The following is a 22,408-nucleotide window of genomic DNA, read 5'->3' as shown; positions in this document are numbered from 1 at the left end:
CTCGTCCAGCTCCGACAGGAGGCCGTCCACGCCCTCCCGGTCGGTGGTGTGATCGTCCGAGAAACGACGGTCACCCGTCGCGTCCGGCACGTACTTCACGCAGACGACGATCCTCAAGCTCATGAGCGGTCTCTCCTGTCCCGGGTGCGCGGGTGCACTGATCCTCGGCCTCACGTCGAGACCAGGGTACTGAGTGCCAGCCCTGGGCTCTCGTCGACTGGCGTCAGAGGCCCCATCGAGAGGATACGGCACTCAGTACCCCCCGTAAAGGAACTCAGTACCCTTCCCGCCGTCAAGGGTGCATCGTGCACGGACAAAGCTTTCACGCCAAGGTGAAAGCCGCTCTGTCGCCCACCCCCGCGGCTCTGCTAGAAACGCCGGTGGCGTCGCCGCCGCGCCGCCGTCGGCCGTCATCGGGAGGGGGGAGACACATGAGCCGCAAGGACACCGGGTGGATCATCTGGCCGTAGGACCCCCTATCCGAGGAGCGCGACGGCCGCCTCTCCCGTGTACACGCGGAACGTGAGGGACTCCTGCAGGTACAGCCGCACGGAGTCGGTGTCATGGGAGAGGTAGCCGAGCGAGACGTCCTGGCCGAGGAAGAGCTCGAAGTCGCCGCCCCGGGCGGAGAGCAGGAAGGCGCCCTCGACGGCGGGGGCCCAGATGATGTCGCCGTCCAGCAGCCGGGCCAGGTGGTTGTGGACGGGGTAGCCGTGGTCGCTGGTCTCGTTGACGGCGGTGAAGGCCGCCGCGCCGAGCAGCAGCGAGTACGGGCCGCCGACACCGGCCAGGCGCAGCGCCGTCAGGGCGCGGCTGACGGCCTCGGGGTACTCGCGCACGTCCCCCGGCAGCTGCACCGGCGGGTTGGCGGCGGCGGACCGGATGCCCTCGATGGAGGCGGCGGCGTACCCCTCGAAGACGGCGCGGTCCTCGGCGGAGGCGAGGGTGCGGGCGGCGTCCTTGACGGGCTGCCAGTCGGAGTCCCGGGAGCCGCGTTCGACGTCGTCGACGGCCGCGCGGGAGACGGTGAAGGGCACCCGCAGTTCGACCACCGGCCGGGAGACCCGGGCCCGGGCCCGGACGCCGTCGACCGGCGCCTCGATGTCGCTGAGGTGGCCGGTGCCGACGGCGGCGAGGGTGGCGCCCTCGGGGCCGCGCAGGTCGACGACCCGGCGGCCGGCGATGTGCAGCCGGAACGTCTGGCGGGCCTCCTCCTCGATCTCCTCCCAGGCGGCGGCGGAGACGGGGGCGAGTTCGCGGTGCAGGTTGTTCACGGGCGCGGTCCTGTCTGCTTGAGGCTGCCGATGCCGAGTGAGCCGTCCCCGGCGGCTTGCGCCGTAGGGGCTGCGGGGGCGGCCGGCGGGGCGTCGAGGAGGTCGGCGGTCGGGACGAAGAACAGGGAGCCGGTGACGGCGGTGGAGAAGTCGAGCAGCCGGTCCGTGGTGCCGGGCGGGCGGCCGACGAACATGTTGGTCAGCATCTCCTCGGTCACCGCGGGGTCGGCGGCGTAGCCGATGAAGTAGGTGCCGTACTCGCCGCCGTGCCCGAAGGAGCCGAAGGGCATGTTGAAGCGGACGATCTCCCGGGCCTCCCCGTCCGGTCCGCTCAGCGAGGTCAGCGCGACGTGCGCGTCGGCGGGCTTGGCGTCGTCGTCGAACTCGATGTCGTCGAGCTTGGTGCGCCCGACCGCGCGCTCCTGCTCGTCGACGCCGATGCCGTTCCACTTGGCGAGGTCGTGCAGGTACTTCTGCACGATGACGTAGCTGCCGCCCGCGAAGCCCGCGTCCTCCTCCCCCACCACGGCGGCGCGCACGGCGTCGGCGCCCTCGGGGTTCTCGGTGCCGTCGACGAAGCCGAGCAGGTCGCGGTCGTCGAAGTACTTGAAGCCCTGGACGGAGTCGACGACGGTGGCGGCGCCCGCGAGGCGGTCGGTGATGCGGGCGGCCAGCTCGAAGCAGAGGTCCATCCGCTCGGCGCGCAGGTGCAACAGCAGGTCGCCCGGGGTGGCCGGGGCGCGGTGGCGGGTGCCGGCCACCTCCCGGAAGGGGTGCAGGCCCGCGGGCCGGGGGCCTGCGAAGAGCCGGTCCCAGGCGTCCGAGCCGATGCCGGTGACGCAGGTGAGGCCGCCCTCGGGGGCGCGGAAGCCGATGGCGCGGCGCAGCCCGGCGAGGTCGGGGAGCAGCTCACGGACGGCCTGTTCGCCGCCGGGGTCGATGGTGAGGACGAGGAAGACGGCCGCGCCGGTGAGCGGGGAGAGGACGGCCTGCGGTTCGGGCATGGGCACGATTACACCGCTACACCGCACAGCGGACAATTCGGCGCGGCCGACACAGCGGCCGACACAGCGGCCGACACGGGGGCCGACACGGGGGGCGAACGGCCCTGCCGGGGCCTTCCCCGGCAGGGCCGTTCGGGTGAGCCGTCAGGCGCTTCGGCCCGTTCGCCCCAGTGCCGTCCGCCTCAGTCCCGTGGCGGTCACCACCGCTCCCAGCACCGCCGAGGCCACCGGCACCACCAGCGCCGCCCGGAAGCCCTCCAGGGCGCTCGCCCCCGAGCCGAGCGCGGAGGCGTTCACCGTCGTCACCGCCGACAGGCCCAGCGCCGCGCCGAACTGGAAGGCGGTGTTGAGCAGCCCGCCCGCCAGCCCCTGCTCCTCCTCCGCTATGCCATCGGTCCCCGCGATGGTCAGCGGCCCGTACGCGAGCGCGAAGGCGAGCCCGGTGAGCAGCATCGTCGGGAACATCATCGGGTACGTCCAGTCGGCGCCCACCGGCAGGAAGAGCCCGTAGGAGACGGCGGCCAGCAGGAAGCCCCCGAGGATCACCCGGACGTTGCCGAAGCGCTCGACCAGCTTCGGGGTGAGGGTCGGCGCCAGCACCGCGTCCGCGCCGACCGCGAGCAGCGCCAGGCCCGTCTGGAGCGGGGACCAGCCGCGCAGGTCCTGGAGGTAGAGGGTGGCGACGAACTGGAAGCCGAAGAAGGAGCCGGCGAACAGCATCGCCCCCAGGTTGGCGCGCACCAGCGGCCCGGAGCGCAGGATGCCCAGGCGCACCAGCGGCGAGGCCGAGCGCCGTTCGACCACCGCGAAGACCGCCAGCAGCGCCAGCCCGCCGGCCAGGACGGCGGCGGTCGGGGCGGGCGCCGCACCCGGCTCGCCGGTGTGGACCACGCCGTACACCAGCAGCAGCATGGCGCCGGTCGCGGTCACGGCCCCGGCCAGGTCGAAGCGCCCGCCGCGCTCCCGCGCGGGGGCCTCCTCGCGCGGGATCAGCGGGACGGCCGCGGCCAGCAGGGCGGCCGCGAGCAGCACCGGGGCGAAGAACACCCACCGCCAGCTGACCGCCGTCAGCAGTCCGCCGACCACCAGGCCCAGCGAGAAGCCCGCGGCGGAGGTCCCGGCGTAGACCAGCAGCGCCCGGTTGCGCGCCGGGCCCTCGGCGAAGGTGGTGGTGATGATCGACAGCCCGGCCGGGGTCATGAAGGCCGCCGACAGGCCCGTCACGAACCGGGCCAGGACCAGCACCCAGCCGTCGGTGGCCAGCCCGCCGAGGCCGGAGAAGAGCACGAAGACCGTCAGCCAGAGCAGGAACTGGACCGGCGGTCGCTGCGCTTCACCGAGCTGCGCCGGGCGATCGACGGGGTCAGCCAGCGGATGCTCACCGTCACCCTGCGCCAGCTGGAGCGGGACGGCATGGTCGAGCGGACCGTCCACCCGGTGGTGCCGCCCCGGGTGGACTACGCGCTGACGCCGCTCGGGCGCACGCTGCACGCCACCATCCAGTCGCTGGTCACCTGGACGGAGACGCACCAACGCGAGATCGCGGCCGCCCGGGCGGCGTACGACGCCCGGACGGCCGCGATGTGAGTCGGCCTCCAGCCCTCCGGATCAGACTTCGGGTCAGACCCTGAGCGCGGCCAGCTGCTCGGCGAACGGCACCACCTGTTCGGGCAGGGCCACCGCCGGGGCCGCCGGGGTGCGGCCGGCCAGCAGCGCCGTCAGGTCCCCCGCCGCCCGGTCGATCCGGCGCGGCAGGTCCTCGGAGAGCCCGTCGCCCGTGGCGCCCCAGTCGTCGGTGGCCGCGTAGACGGCGGTCGGCAGCACCACCGCGCGCAGGTAGGCGAACATCGGGCGGACGGCGTGCTCCAGCGCGAGCGAGTGCCGGGGCGTGCCGCCGGTGGCCGCGATCAGCACCGGCTTGCCGGCCAGCGCGTCGTGGTCGATCACGTCGAAGAACGACTTGAACAGGCCGCTGTACGAGGCGGTGAAGATCGGCGTCACCGCGATCAGCGCGTCCGCCTCCGTGACCGCCCCGACGGCCTCGCGCAGGGCGGCGCCGGGGAAGCCGGTGACGAGGTTGTTGGCGATCTCCACGGCGAGGTCCCGCAGTTCGATCACCGTGGCCTCCACCTCCCGCCCGTGCGGGGAGAGTTGGCGCACCGTCGACTCGGCGAGCCGGTCGGCGAGCAGACGCGTCGAGGACGGCTTGCTCAGGCCGGCGCTCACCACCGCCAGCTTGTACGGCTTGTACGGCTCGTACGTGGTCACTTGGCCGCCTCCACCTTCTCCTCGTGGCTCGACTCGCTGCCGGTCTTCTCGTCGCGGGCCGCGACCAGCGCGGCGTGGGTGGGCCCGTCCGGCACCTGCGCCGGGCGGTTCTTCGCGAACTCCTCGCGCAGCACCGGCACGACCTCCTCGCCGAGCAGGTCCAGCTGCTCCAGGACCGTCTTCAGCGGCAGGCCCGCGTGGTCCATCAGGAACAGCTGGCGCTGGTAGTCGCCGAAGGTCTCGCGGAAGGCCAGCGTCTTCTCGATGACCTCCTGCGGGCTGCCCACGGTCAGCGGGGTCTGCTCGGTGAACTCCTCCAGCGAGGGCCCGTGCCCGTACACCGGCGCGTTGTCGAAGTACGGACGGAACTCGCGCACCGCGTCCTGCGAGTTCTTCCGCATGAACACCTGCCCGCCGAGGCCGACGACCGCCTGCTCGGGGGTGCCGTGGCCGTAGTGGGCGTAGCGCTCGCGGTAGAGCTCGATCAGCTTCTGGAAGTGCTCCTTGGGCCAGAAGATGTTGTTCGCGAAGAAGCCGTCGCCGTAGTAGGCGGCCTGTTCGGCGATCTCGGGGCTGCGGATCGAGCCGTGCCAGACGAACGGCGGCACGCCGTCCAGCGGGCGCGGGGTGGAGGTGAAGGACTGCAGCGGGGTGCGGAAGCGGCCCTGCCAGTCCACCACGTCCTCGCGCCACAGCTGGTGCAGCAGCGCGTAGTTCTCGATCGCGAGCGGGATGCCCTGGCGGATGTCCTTGCCGAACCACGGGTAGACCGGGCCGGTGTTGCCGCGGCCCATCATGACGTCGACCCGGCCCTCGGCGAGGTGCTGGAGCATCGCGAAGTCCTCGGCGATCTTCACCGGGTCGTTGGTGGTGATCAGCGTGGTCGAGGTGGAGAGGATGATGCGGTCGGTCTGCGCGGCGACGTAGCCGAGCATGGTCGTCGGCGAGGACGGGACGAACGGCGGGTTGTGGTGCTCGCCGGTCGCGAAGACGTCCAGGCCGACCTCCTCGGCCTTGCGCGCGATGGCCACCATCGCCTTGATCCGCTCGTGCTCGCTCGGGGTGCGGCCGGTGGTCGGGTCCTGGGTGACGTCGCCGACGGTGAAGATTCCGAACTGCATGGTGCTCACCACACTCCTGGTCTGGCCGGGGCCCTCGCCCTGGTTCGTTCAACTTTCAACCACCCTAGCATCCGGGCGGCGGCTTGTATTCCCCCCGCCGACAATGGGAGGAGGACCGACCCGGCCCGGGAAGGACGGCGGAGCGATGGCGGCGTACATCGCGGTGAGCGCGCTGAGCCACGAGGGCCTGGTGCGCGAGCACAACGAGGACAGCCTGACGGTCGGCCCGTGGACGCTCTGCTCCACCGTGACCAACAACCCGCAGACCCTTCTCTTCCCGCTCGGCCCGCCCTGCGTGGTCGCGGTCGCGGACGGGCTCGGCGGCCACCCCGGGGGCGAGGTCGCCAGCGCGCTGGTCGCCCGGCGGCTCGCGGCGGCGGGCGGCGGGCTCGACGGGGAGGAGGCCGTCCGGGCCGAGCTCCAGGAGTGCAACCGGGCCGTCTACGCGGCCGCCGCCGAGGAGCCGGAACTGGCCGCGATGGGCACCACTGTCGCCGGGCTGGTGCTGCTGCCCGAGCAGGTGCTCGCCTTCAACGTCGGCGACAGCCGGGTCTACCGCGTCACGGCGGACGGGCTGCGCCGGGTCAGCGTGGACGACAGCCCGCCGCTGCCGCCCGGACGGCGCACCACCTCGATGGTCACCCAGACCCTCGGCGGCTCACTCGGGCTCACCTTCGTCGAACCGCACGTGCGCGCCGAGCCCCTGGCACCCGGGGACCGGTACCTGGTGTGCAGCGACGGCCTGACGGACCCGGTGCCGGAGGAGGAGCTCGCCGCCCTGCTCGCCCGGCCGCCCGAGGGCGCCGACCGGGCGGACGCGGGCGACCGCTCCGACGGGAAGGCGGCGTTCGAGCTGTGGCGGGCGGCGATCGAGGCGGGCGGGCCGGACAACATCACGCTGGCGCTGGTGCGGATCGGGGCCTGAAACGGCCGTGGGAGTGGTGCCGACGTGTCCGTCGGCACCACTCCCACGGTGGAACTACTTCCGTAGTGGCACTACTGCAGTAGTGCCACTACGTCTGTAGTCGCCCGGCCGTACACCCGGAGGGGTTACTTGCGCAGCAGCAGGATGACCCCGGCCGTCGCCAGGCCCACCAGCACCGCGGCCACGCCGTACGCCAGCCGGTGCGCGCGCACCACGGGCAGGAAGCGGTCCACGGCGTAGCGGCCGGGGCCGGTCAGGGCGAGGGCGGCGGCGCCGGCCGTCAGCAGGTACTCGTACTCGCCACCCTTGGGGGCGAAGAAGCCGCCGCCCCAGGTGACGGCGATCGCGTTGACCATGGTGCCGACGATCGCGGCGCCGGCCAGCGGGGTCAGCAGGCCCACGGCGAGGGCGAGGCCCCCGAAGGTCTCGGTGAGGCCCGCGACCACGGCCATCGTGTTGCCCGCCGGGTAGCCGCTCATGGTGAAGAACTGGCCGGTGCCGTCGATCCCGCCGCCGCCGAACCAGCCGAACAGCTTCTGGCTGCCGTGGGCGGCCATGGTCAGGCCGAGGACGAGGCGCAGGAGGAGGAGTCCGGCGTCGTAGGCGTGCGGGGAGGTGGGGGCGGTCGTGCGCGGGCTGCTGCTCGGCATGCGCGTCTCCATCGATCGGGGTCGTCGGTCGTCAAACAGGGGGGTTCGCGGATTGTTCAAATTTGAACCGGCCGCTCCCCGACCGTACCTTGAAGTTCAAATTGGAACAACTGACGGCCCTGAAGCTCCTGGGGCTCCTTGGACTCCTTGGACTCCCGGGCGAGTAGCGGCCCGCGCCAGGGGCGGGGCAGGGTGGAGGCATGACCCGACACCGGCAGGACCCGGACGCGACGGCCGCCCCCTACACCGAGGCGCTGGCCGCCTTCGGCGAGCGCGTGCGGCTGGTCACCCCCGAACAGTGGGACTCCCCCACCCCGTGCGCCGACTGGTCCGTTCGCGACCTCGTCAACCACCTCACCGGCGAGCAGCTGTGGGTGCCCGAGCTGCTGATGGGCTCCACCATCGCCGAGGTCGGCGGGCGCTTCGACGGCGACGTCCTCGGCGAGGACCCGGTCGCCGCCTGGACGGACGCCGCCACCGCCGCCGAGCGCGCCTTCGCCGTTCCCGGCGCCGCCGACCTGACCGTCCACCTCTCCTTCGGGGACGTCTCCGGGCGCTACTACCTGGACCAGCTCACCACCGACCTCGTCATCCACAGCTGGGACCTCGCGGAGGGCATCGGCCACCTCACCCGGCTCCCGGAGAGCCTCGTCGACTTCGCGCTGGAGCAGATGGCCGGCTACGGCGACCTGTCGGGCAGCGGCCTCTTCGACCCGCCGGTGCCCGTCCCGGCCGACGCCCCCGCGCAGACCCGGCTCCTCGCCGTCGCGGGGCGGCGCGACGGCGGCTGATCCGTCCCCCGGGTGTACGGGCGCGCGGCGCCGGATACTGGACAGTACGGAGGCCACCGGTCGTCGGCGGCCCCCGATGAACCAGTGGGGACCGCGCGAAAGGCGGGAGCGCCATGAGCCGCAAGCCGGACATCCTCGGCGAGTTCGCCGCCGACCACCGGGAGCTCCTCGGGCTGCTGGAACGCATCGAGGCGGCGCCCGGGGGCTCCGCCGAGCGCGGCGACCTGCTGACGCGGCTCACCGACCTGCTCTTCACCCACTGCGCGGCCGAGGAGGAGCACCTGTTCCCGGTGGTGCAGCACGACGTCCCCGACGGCGGGGCGCTGGTGTTCAGCAGCATCCACGACCACCTGGCGATCGGGCAGTACCTCTCCGACCTCCAGGGCGTGCAGCCCGACGACCCCGCCTTCGCCACCCTCCTGCGCGGCCTCGCCGACACCCTGCGACGGCACCTGGCCGACGAGGAGAAGGCGCTCTTCCCCGCGGCCCGCAAGGCCCTCCCGGCGACCGCCCGGGCGGCGCTCGGCGACCGGCTGCGGCAGGCGCGGGCGGAGCTGGGCTAGTCACCTCGGTTCTTCGCGCTTCACCTCTCAGCGCTTCACTCCCGGCGCTTCAACGCTCCGCGCTTCAACGCTCGGCGCTTCAACTCCCAGCGCTTCAACTCTTGGCGCTGATCACCGCGAAGCGACCGCCCTCGCGGTCCCGCAGGCGCGCGACCCGCCCGTACGGGGAGTCGAAGGCCGGGCCGAACGCCGCGCCGCCCAGCTCCACGGCCTGGGCGAGCGCCCGGTCGGCGTCCGGGACGGCGAAGGACACCTCCCAGTGCGGCGGCAGGCCGCTCGGGGCCTGCGACTCCTCCTTGGCCAGCGCCGCGACGCTGTGGCCCTCGGCGCGCAGCACCACCCGGTCGTGCTCCCAGCGGACGTCGAAGCGCTCCGGGTCGCGGCCGTCCCAGCGGAACACCTCGCCGTAGAACAGGGCCGCCGCGAACGGGTCCGGGGTGCGCAGCTCGATCCAGACCGGGGCGCCGGGCAGGTCGAGCCTGCGGGCGCGCCCGAGCGGGCCCTCCCAGATGCCGAACGCCGCACCGGCCGGGTCCGCGGCGTAGGCGACCCGCCCGGCGTCGAAGCCCAGCGGCCCCACGGCGAGGGTGGCGCCGCGCTCGCGCACCGCGTCGGCGGCGGCGTCGGCGCTCTCCGTACCGAAGTAGCAGGTCCACGAGTACGGGATCGCCCCGCTCTCCGCCGTCCCCAGCCCGGCCACGGCCTCGCCGTTGGTCACCGCGTGCACGTACGGCCCGAGGCGGTCCGGGCCCCGCTCGAACTCCCAGCCCAGCAGCGGCCCGTAGAACTCCTCCGCCCCCTCCAGGTCCCGGGTCATCAGGCTCACCCAGCAGGGCACCGCCGCCACACAACGGACCCGGGCAGCCATCTCACCGCCGACCATCGCGAACCTCCTCGCCCACCCGGCCACCCCACGGCCCTCCGGCCGCCCGGGACGCCCCCACCCTAGGCGCCCACCCGTACGGCCCCGGGGAAGGCAGGCCGACCTCAGCGCACCCAGCTCTTCAGCGGCTCGGTGTCGAGCGGGATGCCGACCGGGTCGGGGAGATGGACGGTCTTGCCGAACGGAAGCGTCCGGACGGTCTCGTAACGGACTCCAGCAGGATCGCTGTGGACGACGACCTCGGCGGAGTCCCGGTCGATCAGCAGATAGACGGGGATCCCGGTCTCGGAGTAGGCGCGGGGCTTCTCGACACGGTCGCGGCGGTCGGTGTCGGAATCGTAGGAGGTGACCTCCACGACCATCAGGACGCCACCCGCATCCGCCCACTCCCCCTGGCCTTCGAAGTGGCCACTGGGCGCCAGCACGCCGTCCGGACGCGCGTGCCCTGTGCGGTACGTCTGAACCCTCAGGCCCTGGTCGTAGACCCACAGCTCGGGACGAGCCTGAATGCAGATCCGCATCAGCCACTCGATGATGCGGCCGTGATCGCCGTCCGGCACCGGCTTGGCCCCCAAACTCCCGTTGATGAACTCCGGCCGGACGCCTTCAAGGTTCCGGGTCACATAGCGAGCGAGATCCTCGAACTCTTCGAGCGGGATCTGCGGGCGGTCGGAGATCGCGGTCATCGGCTTCGCTCCTTCGCCTGAAACTCTCCCCCGTGCGAACGAGCGCATCGGCGAGAGGTCACGGGGGTCATCTGGTTTCGACCATAGCGAACCCGGACCCTCCATCTTGATGTGATGCAGGTCACAGGAGTGGGGGAAATTCCGGGGACAGATTCCCCGTTTGTGAGTACGTTGGCAGAAGCGGGGAGAAGTTCCCCGGTATGTTGGAGGAGTCGTCGTGACCACCGTCGCCGCCGGATCGGCCCGTGTTGCGGGGAGTGTGCGTACGCCGAAGCTGCGTGCGGATGCGAGCCGGAACAGGGAGCGGATCGTGCTGGCGGCCCGGGACGTGTTCGTCGAGGACGGTGCGGATGCGCCGCTGGACGAGATCGCGAAGCGGGCGGGGGTCGGCAATGCCACGCTGTACCGGAACTTTCCGGACCGGGCGGCGCTGATCCGCGAGGTGGCGCTGCTCGTCAAGAACCGTATCCTGGCGCTCGCCGAGACGGCCACGGCGGAGGCTTCGGCCCCCGGCGGGGGCGGTCCGTTCGAGGCCCTGCAGCGGTTCGTGCACGGGGCCGTGGCCGAGAAGGTCGGCGGGCTGTGCGCGCTCTTCACCGGCCATGTCGACCCGAACGACCCGGAGTTGGTCGAGATCCGGGAGCGCCTGAGGGCCGCCGTGTGCGGGCTGATGGACCGCGCCCGGGACGCGGGCGAACTGCGGCCGGACGTCGACCACGGAGACCTGTTCATCGCGATCAGCCAGCTGACCCGGCCGCTGCCGGGCACCAGTTGCGGGCTGCTCGACGAGTTCGTCCCCCGGCACCTGCAGCTGTTCCTGGACGGCATGCGCGCGCCCGCCCGCTCGACGCTGCCCGGCCGGGCGGCGACCTTCGAGGACTTCCAGTCCAAGCACTGACCCAGCACTGATCCAGAACTGACCCAGCACTGACGCAGTACTGACGCGGCACTGACCACGTAACGACGCAACGACCCGACCGGCCGGGCGCACCGACGCGCCGAGGCCACGTTCCGGCACGCCCGGTATCCGTACGGCGCACCGCCGTTCTCGCACGCACCACGCACCGTGAAGTGAGTACCCCCATGCCCAAGACCGACGCCCTCGCGGCGACGTCAGCCGATCCGAGGCGCTGGAAGGCGCTGATCTTCATCGGCCTCGCCCAGCTGATGGTCGTGCTCGACGCGACCATCGTGAACATCGCCCTGCCCTCCGCCCAGCGCGACCTGGGCATCTCGGACGGCAACCGCCAGTGGGTGATCACCGCCTACGCGCTGGCCTTCGGCGGCCTGCTGCTGTTCGGCGGCCGCATCGCCGACCTGTGGGGCCGCAAGCGGACCTTCGTGGTGGGCCTGACCGGCTTCGCCCTCGCCTCCGCCCTCGGCGGCGCCGCGGCCAACACCGCGATGCTGCTCGGCTCCCGCGCGCTGCAGGGCGTCTTCGGCGCGCTGCTCGCCCCGGCCGCGCTGTCGCTGCTCGCGGTGACCTTCACCGAGGCGAAGGAGCGCGCCAAGGCGTTCGGCATCTACGGCGCCATCGCCGGCGGTGGCGGCGCGATAGGTCTGATCCTCGGTGGCCTGCTGACCGAGTACATGAACTGGCGCTGGACCTTCTTCGTCAACATCCCCTTCGCCATCGTCGCCGCCGCCGGCGCCGTCCTGGTGATCCGCGAGCCCGCCGAGGGCCGCAACCGCAACAGGCTGGACGTCCCCGGCGTCGTGCTGGTGACCACGGGCCTGGTCTCCCTCGTGTACGGGTTCACCCGCGCCGAGTCCGACGGCTGGCTGGCCGGCGGCACGCTGGGCCTGTTCGCGGCGGCCGTCGCGCTGCTCGGTGCCTTCGTGCTGGTGGAGAGCCGGGTCAAGGCCCCGCTGCTGCCGCTGCGCGTGGTGCTGGACCGCAACCGCGGCGGGGTGTACCTGTCGCTGGGCCTGGCCGTGATCGGCATGTTCGGCCTGTTCCTGTTCCTGACCTACTACCTGCAGGTCGTGCGCGGTTACAGCCCGGTCCTGACCGGTGTGGCCTTCCTGCCGATGGTGGCGGGCATGATCACCGGCTCCACGCAGATCGGCGCCCGGCTGATGACCCGGGTCCCGGCGCGCTACCTGATGGCGCCCGGCTTCCTGACTGCCTCGGCCGGCATGTTCCTGCTGACCCACATCGGCACCGACACCTCGTACCCGGCGCTGATCCTGCCCGGCCTCGTCCTGATGGGCCTCGGCATGGGTACGGCCTTCATGCCGGCGATGAGCCTGGCCACGCACGGCGTCCAGCCGCGCGACGCGGGCGTCGCCTCGGCGATGGTCAACACCTCGCAGCAGGTCGGCGGCGCCATCGGCACCGCGCTGCTCAACACCATCGCGGCCAGCGCCACCACCACCTGGCTGACCTCGCACCACGTCACGGCCGCCGGTGCCGAGGCCGCGGCCAAGGCGCTGCAGCTCCAGGGCATGGTGCACGGCTTCACGACCGCGATCTGGGTGTCCTTCGGCATCCTGGTCACCGCCTCCCTGATCGCCTTCACCCTGATCAACGCCGGCCGGCCCGGCGCGAGCAGGGGCGCGGTCTCCGGTGCGGAGACCGCCGAGCACAACGACGTGCCGGTGCTGGCGCACTGACCCCTCGGACGGCCCCTCGGGGCTCACTCGGGTGCGAACGCGGCCCGTCCGGTGTCCACGAACACGTGGGCACCGGGCGGGCCGCCCGCATTGGCGCCTTCCGCTCTCGATGCGGCGGCCCCTCTCGGTGAGAATGGGAACCACCCGTCGCGATGCCCGAGGGAGGTCGTCGTGCACCATCGAACGGACCAGCTCGCCGACAGCAGGTACCTGCTGCTGACCACCTTCGGTGACGACGGCAGCCGGCTCGACTCCCAGCTGTGGGTGGTGGCCGACGGCACCGCGCTGGGCCTGTGGGCGCCCGCCCACTCCGGCGAGGCCGACCGCATCCGCCGCCACCCCCGCGTCCTGATCGGCCCCTGCGACGCCCACGGCCGCCCCACCGGCCGCCGCCTCCCGGCCCACGCCCGGCTCTGCGACGAGGACGACACCGCCCGCTACCGCACCTCGCTGATCAACAAGTACGGCCTGACGGCACTGTTCCGGCTCGCCCGCAGCCGGATGCGGCTCGGGCTGGCCGGGACGGTCGGCATCCGGATCACCCTCAACGAGCTGGAACAGCGGCTCGTCGGGCCGGAGTGGCTGCCGCCGGAGACGTACTGCCCCAACTGACCGGGTCGACCGAGCAGGTCGACCGAGCTGACCGGGTCGACCGAGCAGGTCAGCCGACCGGACGGAGCGCGGAGCTCAGGACAGCGGGTGGGTCGGAACGGGGCTGACCTCCTGGATCTCGCCGTGGGCCTTGGTGAGCAGCTGCGAGGCGAGGTCGTTGAGCGCCCTGGCGCCGGCGATCTCCTCGCCCACCCGCAGCTGCTCCGGGTCGGACGGGTGCCGGCTGCTGTAGCCGTGCGCCCGCATCTCGGTCCCGTCGCCGAGCCTGAGCAGGGCGGCGGCGGTCGTGCGTGCGCCCTCCTCGCGGAACTCCATCTCGATGTGCCAACCGACCAGAGTCTGCATGGCGGATCACCTCCATCGGTTACCCCTCAATCGGTTACCCCTCCAGAGTGCGCCGCGCCCAGGGTGAACACCAGGCCGGCGCCCCGGCCCCGAATCCCGTGGCGGCCGGGCGGGGCCGTCCGGCATCATCGCCGCATGATGCGGATGCAGCCCGTGCTGGAGGTCGGCTCCCCCGCGGACTTCGCGCTCTGGCCCACGGACACCGGCCGGTCGTACGGCCTCCTGGTGCTGGACGGCCGCACCGGGCCTCTGGACGTCGCCACGGCGGTGTGGCAGCTCGCCGACGACAACGGCGGCGATCCCGAGGAGGGCGGCGGCCCGCGCCCGCAGGACCCGCTGGGCGACTTCCTGCACGGGCTGAGCGCCGGGTCGTACCTGCTCGCCCCCGGCGGGTTCCGGGTGACCGACACCGCCACCGGCACCGTCTTCGACCCCGGCTGCTGCACCGGCCTGGAGGACCGCCACGAGTGGCTGGACGTGACGGACGGGCCCGGCGAGGGCTGGTTCGGCCACGACCCGGACGCCAGGGCCGAGAGGGTCGGCCCGATCGTCCGACTGACCCCGGACGCCTCCGTCGAGGGCGGCCCGGTCATCGAGCTGCCCGTCGACGAGCTGCGCCGCCTGGTCGCCGGGGCCGAGCAGGACCTGCGCGACTTCGTCCGCCTGGCCGGGAGTTGGGCGCGGCGCCAGGTCCCCGGGCACGCCGAGGCCCTCACCGCCGCCCTCACCCGGGCGCTCGCCCCGGAGCCGGGCGCGTGACCAGCTTCCTGACCCACCGGGCCCGGGTGCACGACGCCGGGCTTCCGCTGTACCGGCGGCACAGTGCGCTGCGGACCTGCCTGACGGAGTTCGCCCCGTACGGGCTGCGGGCGACGTACCACCACCTCACCGTCAGCGCCGCGATGCCCCGGCGGCTGGAGGCCGACCCGGCGGCGCTGGGGCGGGCGGTGGAGGAGCTGCACGAGGCGCGGGTGCTGTGGCTGGCTCGGGCCGGGGAGTACGACTCGCAGCGGCGGGCGGAGAAGCGGGCCGGGCGGCGGCGGCCTTCGGTGACGCCGTGGTGGCGAGTGCCTCCGCGGGAATCGCCGGACGCGGCCTGGCGCTGCGACCCGTTCCTGCACCCGCCGTTGAACCTGCCCGCGTACGTGCGGCGGCAGAACGCGCTGCTGGACGGCGCGGAGCTGCCGGGCTGCCCGGCGTGCGGGGAGGAGGGGCCGGCGGTGCCGGTGCCGAACGCGCACGGGGGCATCGGGCTGTGCCGGGCGTGCGCGCGGGTGCTGGCGGGGTGCCCGTGCGGGGAGTCGCACCCGTTCCGGGCGACGGGGCGGGCGGGTGACGGCGGCTGGGAGGGGCTGTGGCGGCGGCAGCACCGGGCGAAGGAGGGCGGGCCGAATCCGCACTGGCCGGTGGAGGGCGGCGCGGCCCGGGTGGGGCGGCTGACCGTGTACGGGGCGTAGCCGTCAGGACGGGGCGTGGCCGTCAGCTGTGGTGGGTCGGGATGGTGACGAGGACGGTGCCGGTGGGCTGGACGCGGACTTCGAAGTGGTCGATCTGGGCGGGTTGGAGGCCCGTGCCGCCGTCGGTGCGCAGGGTCGGGTAGCCGCCCGGGGGGACGGTCCAGGTGGTGACGGGCTGGGGTTGGCCGGTGGTGGGGACGGCGACGAGGGTGCAGGTCAACGGGCCCTGGACACCGGCGAGTTGGAGGGTGACGCGGCTGCCCCAGGTGGTGGGGCCGAGGCCGACGGTGGCGTGGGCCCCGGTGGTCGGGTCGGTGGCGGTGAAGCTGTCGGCGAGGGCGACGGCGGCGGGGCCGGAGTCGGCGGTGATCACGGCGGCGGTGACGGCGGGGCCCGCGACCAGCATCGCGGTGGCGGCCAGGGCGAGGGCCAGGCGCCGTACGCGGCCGCGGCGGCGGACGGCGGTGGTCTCGGCGACGAGGCGGTCGAGCAGGTGCCCGCCGGGGAGGGGGGCGGGGTCGGCCGGGTCCAGGCCGGAGGCCCGGGCGGAGGCCGCGTACTCGGCCAGCAGCGGCTCGACGGGGGAGAGTTCGCGCACCTGGCGGGCGCAGTGCGGGCAGGTGGCGAGGTGGTGCTCGAAGGCGGCGCGCTCGGCGGGCTCCAGCAGGCCGAGGACGTACGCACCGGCGTCGACGTGGTCGGTCACGATGTCACTCCCCGTTCCTCCAGCGCGAGCCGCAGCGCGCGCAGCGCGTAGAACACCCGGGACCGGACGGTCCCGGCCGGGATGCCGAGTTCGGTGGCGGCCTCGGCGGCGGTGCGGCCCTTGAGGTAGGTCTCGACGATGATCTCGCGGTGGGCGGGCGTGAGGTCGCCGAGCGCGTCGGTGATGGTCATCATCCGCAGGGCGCGTTCGAGTTCGTCCTCGGCGGGCAGCAGTTCCAGCGGGGCGTCGCCGACCTCGCGGGGGCGGGCGAGGGCGCCGCGGTGGCCGTCGATGACGATCCGGCGGGCGACGGTGACCAGCCAGGGGCGCAGCGAGCCGGCCTTCGGATCCAGGTGGTGGAGGTTGCGCCAGGCGCGGACCAGGGTCTCCTGGACGACGTCCTCCGCCCGTTGGCGGTCACCGGCGACCAGGTGGAGCACGAAGCCGAACAGCGGGCCGGCGTGCTCGTGGTACAGGGCGCGCATCAGCTCCTCGTCCGGCGGCCCCGCGCCGTGTGCGGCGGTGCCGTCGGCGGGGTACTCCTCGGTCACCGTTTCATCGTGGCGCACCTGTGGGCCTCCGTCGAGGACGGGCCGCCGCCGTCGCGGTCAGTAGCCACTGGTCGGCGGCGGGGTGGGGTTCGCGGGCATGGGCTTGGTCGGTGTGGGGTTGGCGGGCATGGGGTTGGTCGGCATGGGGTTGGTCGTGGCGCCCGCCTTGTCGCCGGTGGGCGTCAGCGCGAACCAGGTGCCCGCGACGCCCTGGCCCTTGGTGTCGCCGGGCTTGGAGTCCGGCGCGTACCGGTAGACCGGCCAACCGTTGAGGGTGACCTGCTTGGTGCCGTCGGCGCGGGTGACGCTGCCGACGAGCTTGGAGTCGATGCCCTTGACGGTGACGTTGCCGGTGTCGTGCTCGGCCGGCCAGATCACGGCGCAGCCGCCGTTGCAGTTGGACATGGACGGCTGGCTCCGGTCCTGGTCGAAGCGGTAGAGCGTGAAGCCGGCGCTGTCGGTGACGATCGTGCCGAGCTTGGGGTCGTTCGTGGTCTGCAGGGTCGCGCCCGACGGGGTGGCCGGGGCGCTCGGCGGGCTGGCCGGGGCGCTCGGTGTCGAGGGCGGCGCGGGCTTGCTGTACGAGCCGCCGGACGAGCCGCAGCCTGCGATCAGTGCGGCCGCGGCCGCGCCGGAGGCTGCCAGCACGGCGACCCGGCGGGTGCGGGGTGTGGTGCGCATGGGACGTCTCCCGCGATCGGTGGGGACGGAGGTGGACGCCCTTCCGTACGTGCGGCGGCGCCCGGGTGCTCAACCGCGTGCGGAATACCCCGGCACGGGCGGCCGTTGTCCCGGGCACATGGCCTGAACCGCCGCCCCTCCGGAAGGGAAGGAATCGAGAGATGAGCAGCACGGTCGAACTGACCAAGGAGAACTTCGACGAGATCGTTCCGGGCCCGGAGGGCAAGGACTTCGTCTTCATCGACTTCTGGGCGGGGTGGTGCGGCCCGTGCCGCCAGTTCGCGCCGGTGTACGAGAAGGCCGCCGAGCGCCACCCGGACCTGGTGTTCACCAAGGTGGACACGGAGGCGCAGCAGGAGCTGGCCGCCGCGTTCGGCATCCAGTCGATCCCGACGCTGGCGATCATCCGCGAGGGCGTCCTCGTCTTCTCCCAGGCCGGTGCGCTGCCGGAGGCGGTGTTCGAGGACCTGATCGGCCAGGCCCGCGGGCTGGACATGGCCGAGGTGAAGCGCAAGGTCGCCGAGGAGAAGGTGGAGACGGAGACCCAGGTGTGACGGGCCCAGGTGTGACGGTGCCGCGAGGGCCCGGGGAGCGTGGTGTGCTCCCCGGGCCCTCGCGCGCGTCCTAGAGTCGGTGGCGACAGCGACCCCCGATCGACGACGGGAGTGATCCGCCGTGAGCACGTTCGTACTGGTCCCCGGTTTCTGGCTCGGCGCCTGGGCGTGGGACGGGGTGGTCGCGCCGCTGCGCGCCGCCGGACACGCGGTGTACCCGGTGAGTCTGCCCGGCTGCGCCGAACGGGCTGGTGAGGTGGGCGAGTTCGGTCTGGAGGCCCAGATCGCCGACCTGGTCGAGCTGCTGGTCCGCGAGGACCTGTGGGACGTGGTGCTGGTCGGCCACAGCGGTGCCTGCGCGCCCGTGGGCGGGCTGGCCGACCGGATGCCCGAGCGCATCCGCCGCCTGGTCTACCTGGACGCCGGGCCGATCCCCGACGGGGGTTCCGTCTACGCCATGTGGCCGCCCGAGTTCCGGGCCCGCGCGGAGGACGCGGCGGTCGGCGGTCGTCTGCCGCTGCCGCCGTGGGAGGACCTGCTGGCGTCGAACGGCGCCATGCTGGACGGCCTCGACGAGGCGGCCCTCGCCGGCTTCCGGGAGCGCGCCACGCCGCAGCCGCTCGCGGCGGCCGAGGACGCGCTGCGGGTGACGGGCGCGCGGGACGCGCTGGCGCACGGGCTGGTCTGCTGCGCCATCCCGCTGGAGCAGGTGCGGGCGCTGATCGCCTCGGGCCACCCGTGGTTCGCCGGGATGGACGGGCCGAACTGGGAGATGCGCGAACTGCCCACCGGGCACTGGCCGATGTTCTCCCGCCCGGCCGACACGGCGGCGGTGCTGGCCGAGTTGGCCGCCCTGTCCCCGGAGTGAACAGGCCCTGGTCCCACCGGGCCCGGTTGCGCGTGTTCGGCTGCGCGAACGGGCCCGGGCGGGCAAGGATGGTCGCCACGCCGCCCCCGGTGACAGTGTCCGCACACAGCGGCCGGGGGCATCGAGCGGGCATCGACGAACACGGAGGACCGGGCCATGACCAGCAGCGCCGAGGAGTACGACGTCATCGTCCTGGGGGCCGGGCCGACCGGCGAGAACGTAGCCGACCGGACGGCGGCCGCAGGGCTGCGCACGGTGATCGTGGAGGCCGAACTCGTCGGCGGCGAGTGCTCGTACTGGGCCTGCATGCCCAGCAAGGCGCTGCTGCGCCCGGCGGCGGCGCTGGACGACGCCCGCGCGGTGGCGGGCAGCCGGGAGGCGGTGGGCGAACGGAAGCTGGACGCGGCCGCGGTGCTGGCCCGGCGGGACTCCTTCACCTCGCACTGGAAGGACGACGGCCAGGTGGAGTGGCTGCGTGACACCGGCATCGAGCTGGTGCGCGGCCACGGCCGGCTCTCGGGCGTGCGCACCGTCGCGGTGGAGACGGAGGACGGCTCGGAGCGGGTGCTGACCGCCCGGCACGCCGTCGCCGTGTGCACCGGCAGCCGTCCGGTGCTGCCCTCCGGGGTGCCGGGCCTGGCGGAGGCGCACCCGTGGACCAACCGGGAGGCCACCGGCTCCCCCGCCGTGCCCGGGCGCCTGGCGGTGGTCGGCGGCGGGGTGGTGGGCGTGGAGATGGCCGCCGCCTGGCAGGCGCTGGGCTCGCGGGTGACGCTGCTGGTGCGCGGCGAGGGGCTGCTGCCGCGGATGGAGCCGTTCGCGGGCGAGCTGGTCGCGGAGGGGCTGCGGGAGGCCGGGGTGGACCTGCGCTTCGGCGTCGAGGTCTCCGCGCTGGAGCGGGCGGACGGTTCCGGGCCGGTGACCCTCGTCCTCGGTGACGGGGAGCGGCTCGTGGCCGACGAGGTGCTGTACGCGACGGGCCGGGCGCCGCGCACGGCCGACATCGGGCTGGAGCAGGTGGGCCTGCGGCCGGGCGACTGGCTCGCGGTGGACGACAGCTGCACGGTGCTCGGGGTGGACGGCGGGTGGCTGTACGCGGCCGGGGACGTCAACCACCGGGCGCTGCTGACCCACCAGGGCAAGTACCAGGCCCGGATCACCGGGGCGGCCATCGCCGCGCGCGCCGAGGGGCGCGCGCTGGACACCGCGCGCTGGGGCGCGCACGCCGCGTCCGCGGACCTCGCGGGCGCGCCGCAGGTGGTGTTCACCCGGCCCGAGGTCGCCGCCGTCGGGCTGACCCTGGAGGCCGCCCAGCGGGCCGGGCTGCGGGTGCGGGCGGTGGACCACGAGATCGGCGCCGTCGCCGGGGCCTCGCTGTACGCGGACGGCTACCGGGGCCGGGCCCGGGCGGTCTTCGACCAGGACCGCGAGGTGATCGTCGGCGCCTGCCTGGTCGGCCCCGGGGTCGCGGAGCTGCTGCACTCGGCGACCGTCGCGGTGGTCGGCGAGGTGCCGATCGACCGGCTCTGGCACGCGGTGCCCGCGTACCCGACGATCAGCGAGGTGTGGCTGCGGCTGCTCGAGGGCTGCCGGGGGTAGTCCCCCTCGGGGGTGCTCGGGGTGCTCGGGGTGCTCGGGGGTAAACGACCCGGCCGGGTGATCGGCGCGGCGAGATGTGACCGGGGGTCGACGGCGGGACACTGGCGGTCGGGGGCCGTCCAGGACGGTCGGGGCCGTCCACGCGCGATCAGGTGGTGTCAGGCATGACCGAGGTGCTGTTGGCAGTCGGAACCGAGAAGGGCCTCTTCCTCGGCCGCAGCGGCGACCGGCTGGACTGGGAGTTCACCGGCCCGCACTTCCCGATGAACGCGATCTACTCCGTCTCCGTCGACCGCCGCGACGGCCGCACCCGGCTGCTGGTCGGCGCCGACAGCAGCCACTGGGGGCCGTCGGTCTGGCGCTCCGACGACCTCGGTCGGAGCTGGCAGGAGCCCGCCAGCCCGGCCGTGCGCTTCCCCGAGTCGACGGGCGCCTCGCTCACCCGGGTCTGGCAGCTGCAGCCCGCCGGGCCGGAGGCGCCCGGCGTCGTCTACGCGGGCACCGAGCCCGCCGCGCTGTTCCGCTCCACGGACGGCGGGGAGAGCTTCGCCCTCGTCGACTCGCTGTGGAACCACCCCCAGCGCACCGAGTGGGGCGCCGGCTACGGCGGCCAGGGGCTGCACACGATCCTGACCGACCCGCGCGACCCGCAGCGGCTGCTGGTCGCCGTCTCCAGCGGCGGCGTCTACCGCAGCAAGGACGGCGGCGACAGCTGGGAGCCGTCCAACAAGGGCCTGCGCGCCGAGTTCTTCCCCGAGGAGCGGCAGTACCCCGAGTTCGGGCAGTGCGTGCACAAGATCGCCCCGGACCCGGCCCACCCCGACCGGCTCTACCTGCAGAACCACGGCGGCGTCTACCGCAGCGACGACTGGGGGGCCAGTTGGCGCTCCATCGTGGACGGACTGCCCGCCGAGTTCGGCTTCGCCGTCGCCGCGCACCCGCGCCGGGGCGACACCGCGTACCTCTTCCCGCTCGGCGGCTCGGGCGACCGCATCCCGCCCGGCCGCCGCTGCCGGATCTTCCGCACCAGCGACGGCGGCACCAGCTGGGAGCCGCTCGCCCAGGGGCTGCCCGGCGAGGACCACTACGGCATCGTGCTGCGCGACGCGCTGCGCACCGACGACGCCGACCCGGCCGGGATCTACTTCGGCAACCGCACGGGCGAGGTGTACGGCAGCCGCGACGAGGGCGAGAGCTGGCGGCTGCTCAAGTCCCACCTGCCGGACGTGCTCTGCGTGCGGGCGGCGGTGGTGGCCTGACGGGCCGGGCGGTCGAAAACCGCTTGCCCCGAACGCCCGTCCGTGATGAGCATGAGCCGCCGACGAACGATCTCGTAGGCGCGGATCTCGACAGGACAGGGGTGGGCCATGGCGGAGCCGGACAGGGTGATCAGGCGCGACGGCGAGGGCGTGCCGGCGCTGAGCTACCTCCCGGGCGTACGGGAGGGCAGGCCCTGGGCGGACCTGCTGGAGGTGCTGGACGGCCCGGCGGGCGGCCCGGCGAACAGTCGGGTGAACAGCCCGGCGGCCGCGGCGGCGTTCATCCGGGCCGAGCTGCCCGGCTGGGTGGTCTCCGGCGCCCCCGAGCTGGGGCGGGAGCTGGCGGCCCAGGGCGCGACCGTCCTGCGCCACGCCCACACCATGCGGCGCGACCTGCGCGCCGATCCCCCGCCGGCCGACTGGGCCGGGGCCCCGCTGCGCGAGGGCGTACGGGCGGTGCCCAACGACCGCGCGCCCGAGGAGCTGCTGCCCGCCTGGCGGGCCGCCTTCGCCCCCGGACACGTGGACCACTTCCCCGGTGACGACGCCCGGGCCGTGGCCGAGCGGCTGGGCCCGCTGCTCGCCGGAAAGGTGATCGGCCCGGTGCTGCCCTCCGGCCTCCTCGCGGTGGACGCCGAGGACCGCGTGATCGCGGGACTGACGCTCACCGACCGCGACGGCCGCCCGTGGGTCGCCGAAGTCTTCCGCGACCCCGGGCGCGGCTACCGGGGCCTCGGCGGGGACCTGCTGCGCCTGGCCGTCGCCGACCTCGCCGCACGCGGCGGCGAGCACCTGACGCTGGTGGTGTCGGAGGGCAACCCGGCCCGCAGGCTCTACGAGTCACTGGGCTTCGACCTGGTCCAGACCTCGCTGACGGTGCTCGTCCCGGACGCCGACTAGATGATCGATTCCAAGGGGTGGGAGTTCTGAGCCGACCGCTACGATCAGGCATGGGATGCGGGAGCTCTGGGGAGGGCAGTCTGTGGGTGACACGG

At 73.8% G+C, this 22,408-nt stretch carries 25 protein-coding genes and 2 pseudogenes; 14 read left to right on the top strand and 13 right to left on the bottom strand.

The features are described from left to right. From IH61_RS46515 to IH61_RS0136335, 4 genes and pseudogenes are all read right to left on the bottom strand, one after another. Window positions 1–123: pseudogene (locus tag IH61_RS46515) on the bottom strand (electron transfer flavoprotein subunit beta); the annotation flags it as partial. Window positions 124–476: 353 nt separating this feature from the next. After that, window positions 477–1,274 (bottom strand): family 1 encapsulin nanocompartment shell protein, encoded by a 798-nt coding sequence (locus IH61_RS0136345; RefSeq protein WP_031077970.1) that lies wholly within the window; start codon window positions 1,272–1,274, stop codon window positions 477–479. After that, the gene (locus IH61_RS0136340; RefSeq protein ID WP_031077967.1) at window positions 1,271–2,278 is read right to left on the bottom strand and encodes a Dyp-type peroxidase; all 1,008 of its coding nucleotides are present in this window, start codon (window positions 2,276–2,278) and stop codon (window positions 1,271–1,273) included. Before IH61_RS0136340 ends, IH61_RS0136345 begins: the two co-directional genes overlap by 4 nt. A 144-nt stretch (window positions 2,279–2,422) precedes the next feature. Beyond that, window positions 2,423–3,589, bottom strand: a pseudogene (locus IH61_RS0136335) (MFS transporter); the annotation flags it as partial. On the opposite strand from IH61_RS0136335, the gene IH61_RS0136330 reads away from it, so the two are divergent. After that, a complete protein-coding gene (locus tag IH61_RS0136330) occupies window positions 3,590–3,865 on the top strand; it encodes a winged helix-turn-helix transcriptional regulator (protein ID WP_078911663.1) in 276 nt (91 codons plus the stop codon). A gap of 33 nt (window positions 3,866–3,898) precedes the next feature. Here the strand turns inward: IH61_RS0136330 and IH61_RS0136325 are convergent, their stop codons facing one another. Both IH61_RS0136325 and IH61_RS0136320 read right to left on the bottom strand, forming a co-directional pair. After that, the gene (locus IH61_RS0136325) at window positions 3,899–4,546 is read right to left on the bottom strand and encodes an FMN reductase (protein ID WP_031077962.1); all 648 of its coding nucleotides are present in this window, start codon (window positions 4,544–4,546) and stop codon (window positions 3,899–3,901) included. Further along, complete coding sequence (locus IH61_RS0136320; protein WP_031077960.1) at window positions 4,543–5,667, bottom strand: LLM class flavin-dependent oxidoreductase; 1,125 nt, start codon at window positions 5,665–5,667, stop codon at window positions 4,543–4,545. Before IH61_RS0136320 ends, IH61_RS0136325 begins: the two co-directional genes overlap by 4 nt. A gap of 145 nt (window positions 5,668–5,812) precedes the next feature. Here IH61_RS0136320 and IH61_RS0136315 point away from each other — a divergent pair, with 145 nt between their 5' ends. Next, the gene (locus IH61_RS0136315) at window positions 5,813–6,592 is read left to right on the top strand and encodes a PP2C family protein-serine/threonine phosphatase (RefSeq protein WP_031077958.1); all 780 of its coding nucleotides are present in this window, start codon (window positions 5,813–5,815) and stop codon (window positions 6,590–6,592) included. Between the two features lie 125 nt (window positions 6,593–6,717). On the opposite strand, the gene IH61_RS0136310 is transcribed toward IH61_RS0136315, so the two are convergent. Beyond that, entirely contained in the window at window positions 6,718–7,242 is a 525-nt protein-coding gene (locus tag IH61_RS0136310; RefSeq protein WP_037973827.1) for a DoxX family protein, read from the bottom strand. Between the two features lie 200 nt (window positions 7,243–7,442). On the opposite strand from IH61_RS0136310, the gene IH61_RS0136305 reads away from it, so the two are divergent. Beyond that, a complete protein-coding gene (locus IH61_RS0136305; protein WP_031077954.1) occupies window positions 7,443–8,033 on the top strand; it encodes a TIGR03086 family metal-binding protein in 591 nt (196 codons plus the stop codon). Window positions 8,034–8,146: 113 nt separating this feature from the next. After that, window positions 8,147–8,596: a hemerythrin domain-containing protein gene (locus tag IH61_RS42045; RefSeq protein WP_051838631.1), complete on the top strand. Its 450-nt coding sequence runs from the start codon at window positions 8,147–8,149 to the stop codon at window positions 8,594–8,596. 94 nt (window positions 8,597–8,690) lie between these two features. Here IH61_RS42045 and IH61_RS0136295 read toward each other — a convergent pair whose 3' ends face one another. Together IH61_RS0136295 and IH61_RS0136290 are read right to left on the bottom strand one after the other, a co-directional pair. Then, a complete protein-coding gene (locus IH61_RS0136295; protein ID WP_234327488.1) occupies window positions 8,691–9,479 on the bottom strand; it encodes a VOC family protein in 789 nt (262 codons plus the stop codon). A 104-nt stretch (window positions 9,480–9,583) separates the two neighbouring features. Beyond that, window positions 9,584–10,165 carry a Uma2 family endonuclease gene (locus IH61_RS0136290; protein WP_031077948.1) on the bottom strand — a complete coding sequence of 194 codons (582 nt, stop codon included), beginning with the start codon at window positions 10,163–10,165 and terminating at the stop codon, window positions 9,584–9,586. A gap of 217 nt (window positions 10,166–10,382) precedes the next feature. On the opposite strand from IH61_RS0136290, the gene IH61_RS0136285 reads away from it, so the two are divergent. From IH61_RS0136285 to IH61_RS0136275, 3 genes are all read left to right on the top strand, one after another. Continuing rightward, entirely contained in the window at window positions 10,383–11,063 is a 681-nt protein-coding gene (locus IH61_RS0136285) for a TetR/AcrR family transcriptional regulator (protein WP_051838630.1), read from the top strand. A gap of 185 nt (window positions 11,064–11,248) precedes the next feature. After that, on the top strand, window positions 11,249–12,781 hold the full coding sequence (locus IH61_RS0136280) for an MFS transporter (protein ID WP_031077944.1): 1,533 nt from the start codon (window positions 11,249–11,251) through the stop codon (window positions 12,779–12,781). Between the two features lie 171 nt (window positions 12,782–12,952). Continuing rightward, window positions 12,953–13,393, top strand: coding sequence for a PPOX class F420-dependent oxidoreductase (locus tag IH61_RS0136275; RefSeq protein ID WP_063763344.1), 441 nt, complete (start codon window positions 12,953–12,955; stop codon window positions 13,391–13,393). 75 nt (window positions 13,394–13,468) lie between these two features. On the opposite strand, the gene IH61_RS0136270 is transcribed toward IH61_RS0136275, so the two are convergent. Then, window positions 13,469–13,738: a DUF1876 domain-containing protein gene (locus tag IH61_RS0136270; RefSeq protein WP_031077940.1), complete on the bottom strand. Its 270-nt coding sequence runs from the start codon at window positions 13,736–13,738 to the stop codon at window positions 13,469–13,471. Window positions 13,739–13,873: 135 nt separating this feature from the next. On the opposite strand from IH61_RS0136270, the gene IH61_RS0136265 reads away from it, so the two are divergent. Continuing rightward, complete coding sequence (locus IH61_RS0136265; protein WP_031077938.1) at window positions 13,874–14,497, top strand: hypothetical protein; 624 nt, start codon at window positions 13,874–13,876, stop codon at window positions 14,495–14,497. Continuing rightward, entirely contained in the window at window positions 14,494–15,195 is a 702-nt protein-coding gene (locus tag IH61_RS43555) for a hypothetical protein (protein ID WP_051838629.1), read from the top strand. Before IH61_RS0136265 ends, IH61_RS43555 begins: the two co-directional genes overlap by 4 nt. Before the next feature lie 22 nt (window positions 15,196–15,217). Here the strand turns inward: IH61_RS43555 and IH61_RS49830 are convergent, their stop codons facing one another. The 3 genes from IH61_RS49830 to IH61_RS0136245 are packed head-to-tail and all read right to left on the bottom strand — an operon-like array spanning window position 15,218 to window position 17,133. Beyond that, window positions 15,218–15,901 carry a zf-HC2 domain-containing protein gene (locus IH61_RS49830; RefSeq protein ID WP_031077934.1) on the bottom strand — a complete coding sequence of 228 codons (684 nt, stop codon included), beginning with the start codon at window positions 15,899–15,901 and terminating at the stop codon, window positions 15,218–15,220. Continuing rightward, a complete protein-coding gene (locus IH61_RS0136250; RefSeq protein WP_078911662.1) occupies window positions 15,898–16,470 on the bottom strand; it encodes a sigma-70 family RNA polymerase sigma factor in 573 nt (190 codons plus the stop codon). The genes IH61_RS49830 and IH61_RS0136250 overlap by 4 nt, the downstream gene beginning before the upstream one ends. A gap of 39 nt (window positions 16,471–16,509) precedes the next feature. Further along, entirely contained in the window at window positions 16,510–17,133 is a 624-nt protein-coding gene (locus tag IH61_RS0136245; RefSeq protein WP_051838628.1) for a hypothetical protein, read from the bottom strand. Window positions 17,134–17,294: 161 nt separating this feature from the next. Between IH61_RS0136245 and IH61_RS0136240 the strand changes: the two genes are divergently transcribed. The 5 genes from IH61_RS0136240 (at window position 17,295) to IH61_RS0136220 (ending at window position 22,313) form a co-directional block, all read left to right on the top strand. After that, window positions 17,295–17,687, top strand: a complete 393-nt coding sequence (locus IH61_RS0136240) for a thioredoxin family protein (RefSeq protein WP_031077927.1) — start codon at window positions 17,295–17,297, stop codon at window positions 17,685–17,687. 121 nt (window positions 17,688–17,808) lie between these two features. After that, entirely contained in the window at window positions 17,809–18,555 is a 747-nt protein-coding gene (locus tag IH61_RS0136235) for an alpha/beta fold hydrolase (RefSeq protein WP_031077926.1), read from the top strand. Between the two features lie 156 nt (window positions 18,556–18,711). Further along, complete coding sequence (locus tag IH61_RS0136230; protein WP_031077923.1) at window positions 18,712–20,154, top strand: dihydrolipoyl dehydrogenase family protein; 1,443 nt, start codon at window positions 18,712–18,714, stop codon at window positions 20,152–20,154. A 164-nt stretch (window positions 20,155–20,318) separates the two neighbouring features. Continuing rightward, entirely contained in the window at window positions 20,319–21,413 is a 1,095-nt protein-coding gene (locus IH61_RS0136225; protein WP_031077921.1) for a WD40/YVTN/BNR-like repeat-containing protein, read from the top strand. A gap of 108 nt (window positions 21,414–21,521) precedes the next feature. After that, window positions 21,522–22,313 carry a GNAT family N-acetyltransferase gene (locus IH61_RS0136220; RefSeq protein WP_031077919.1) on the top strand — a complete coding sequence of 264 codons (792 nt, stop codon included), beginning with the start codon at window positions 21,522–21,524 and terminating at the stop codon, window positions 22,311–22,313. Window positions 22,314–22,408 lie beyond the last annotated feature (95 nt).

Origin of the sequence: Streptomyces sp. NRRL WC-3742, from assembly GCF_000720635.1 — a bacterium.
Lineage (GTDB): Bacteria > Actinomycetota > Actinomycetes > Streptomycetales > Streptomycetaceae > Kitasatospora.
Note: the sequence above shows the minus strand (reverse complement) of the source record. Positions and strands in the feature narration are given on the sequence as shown.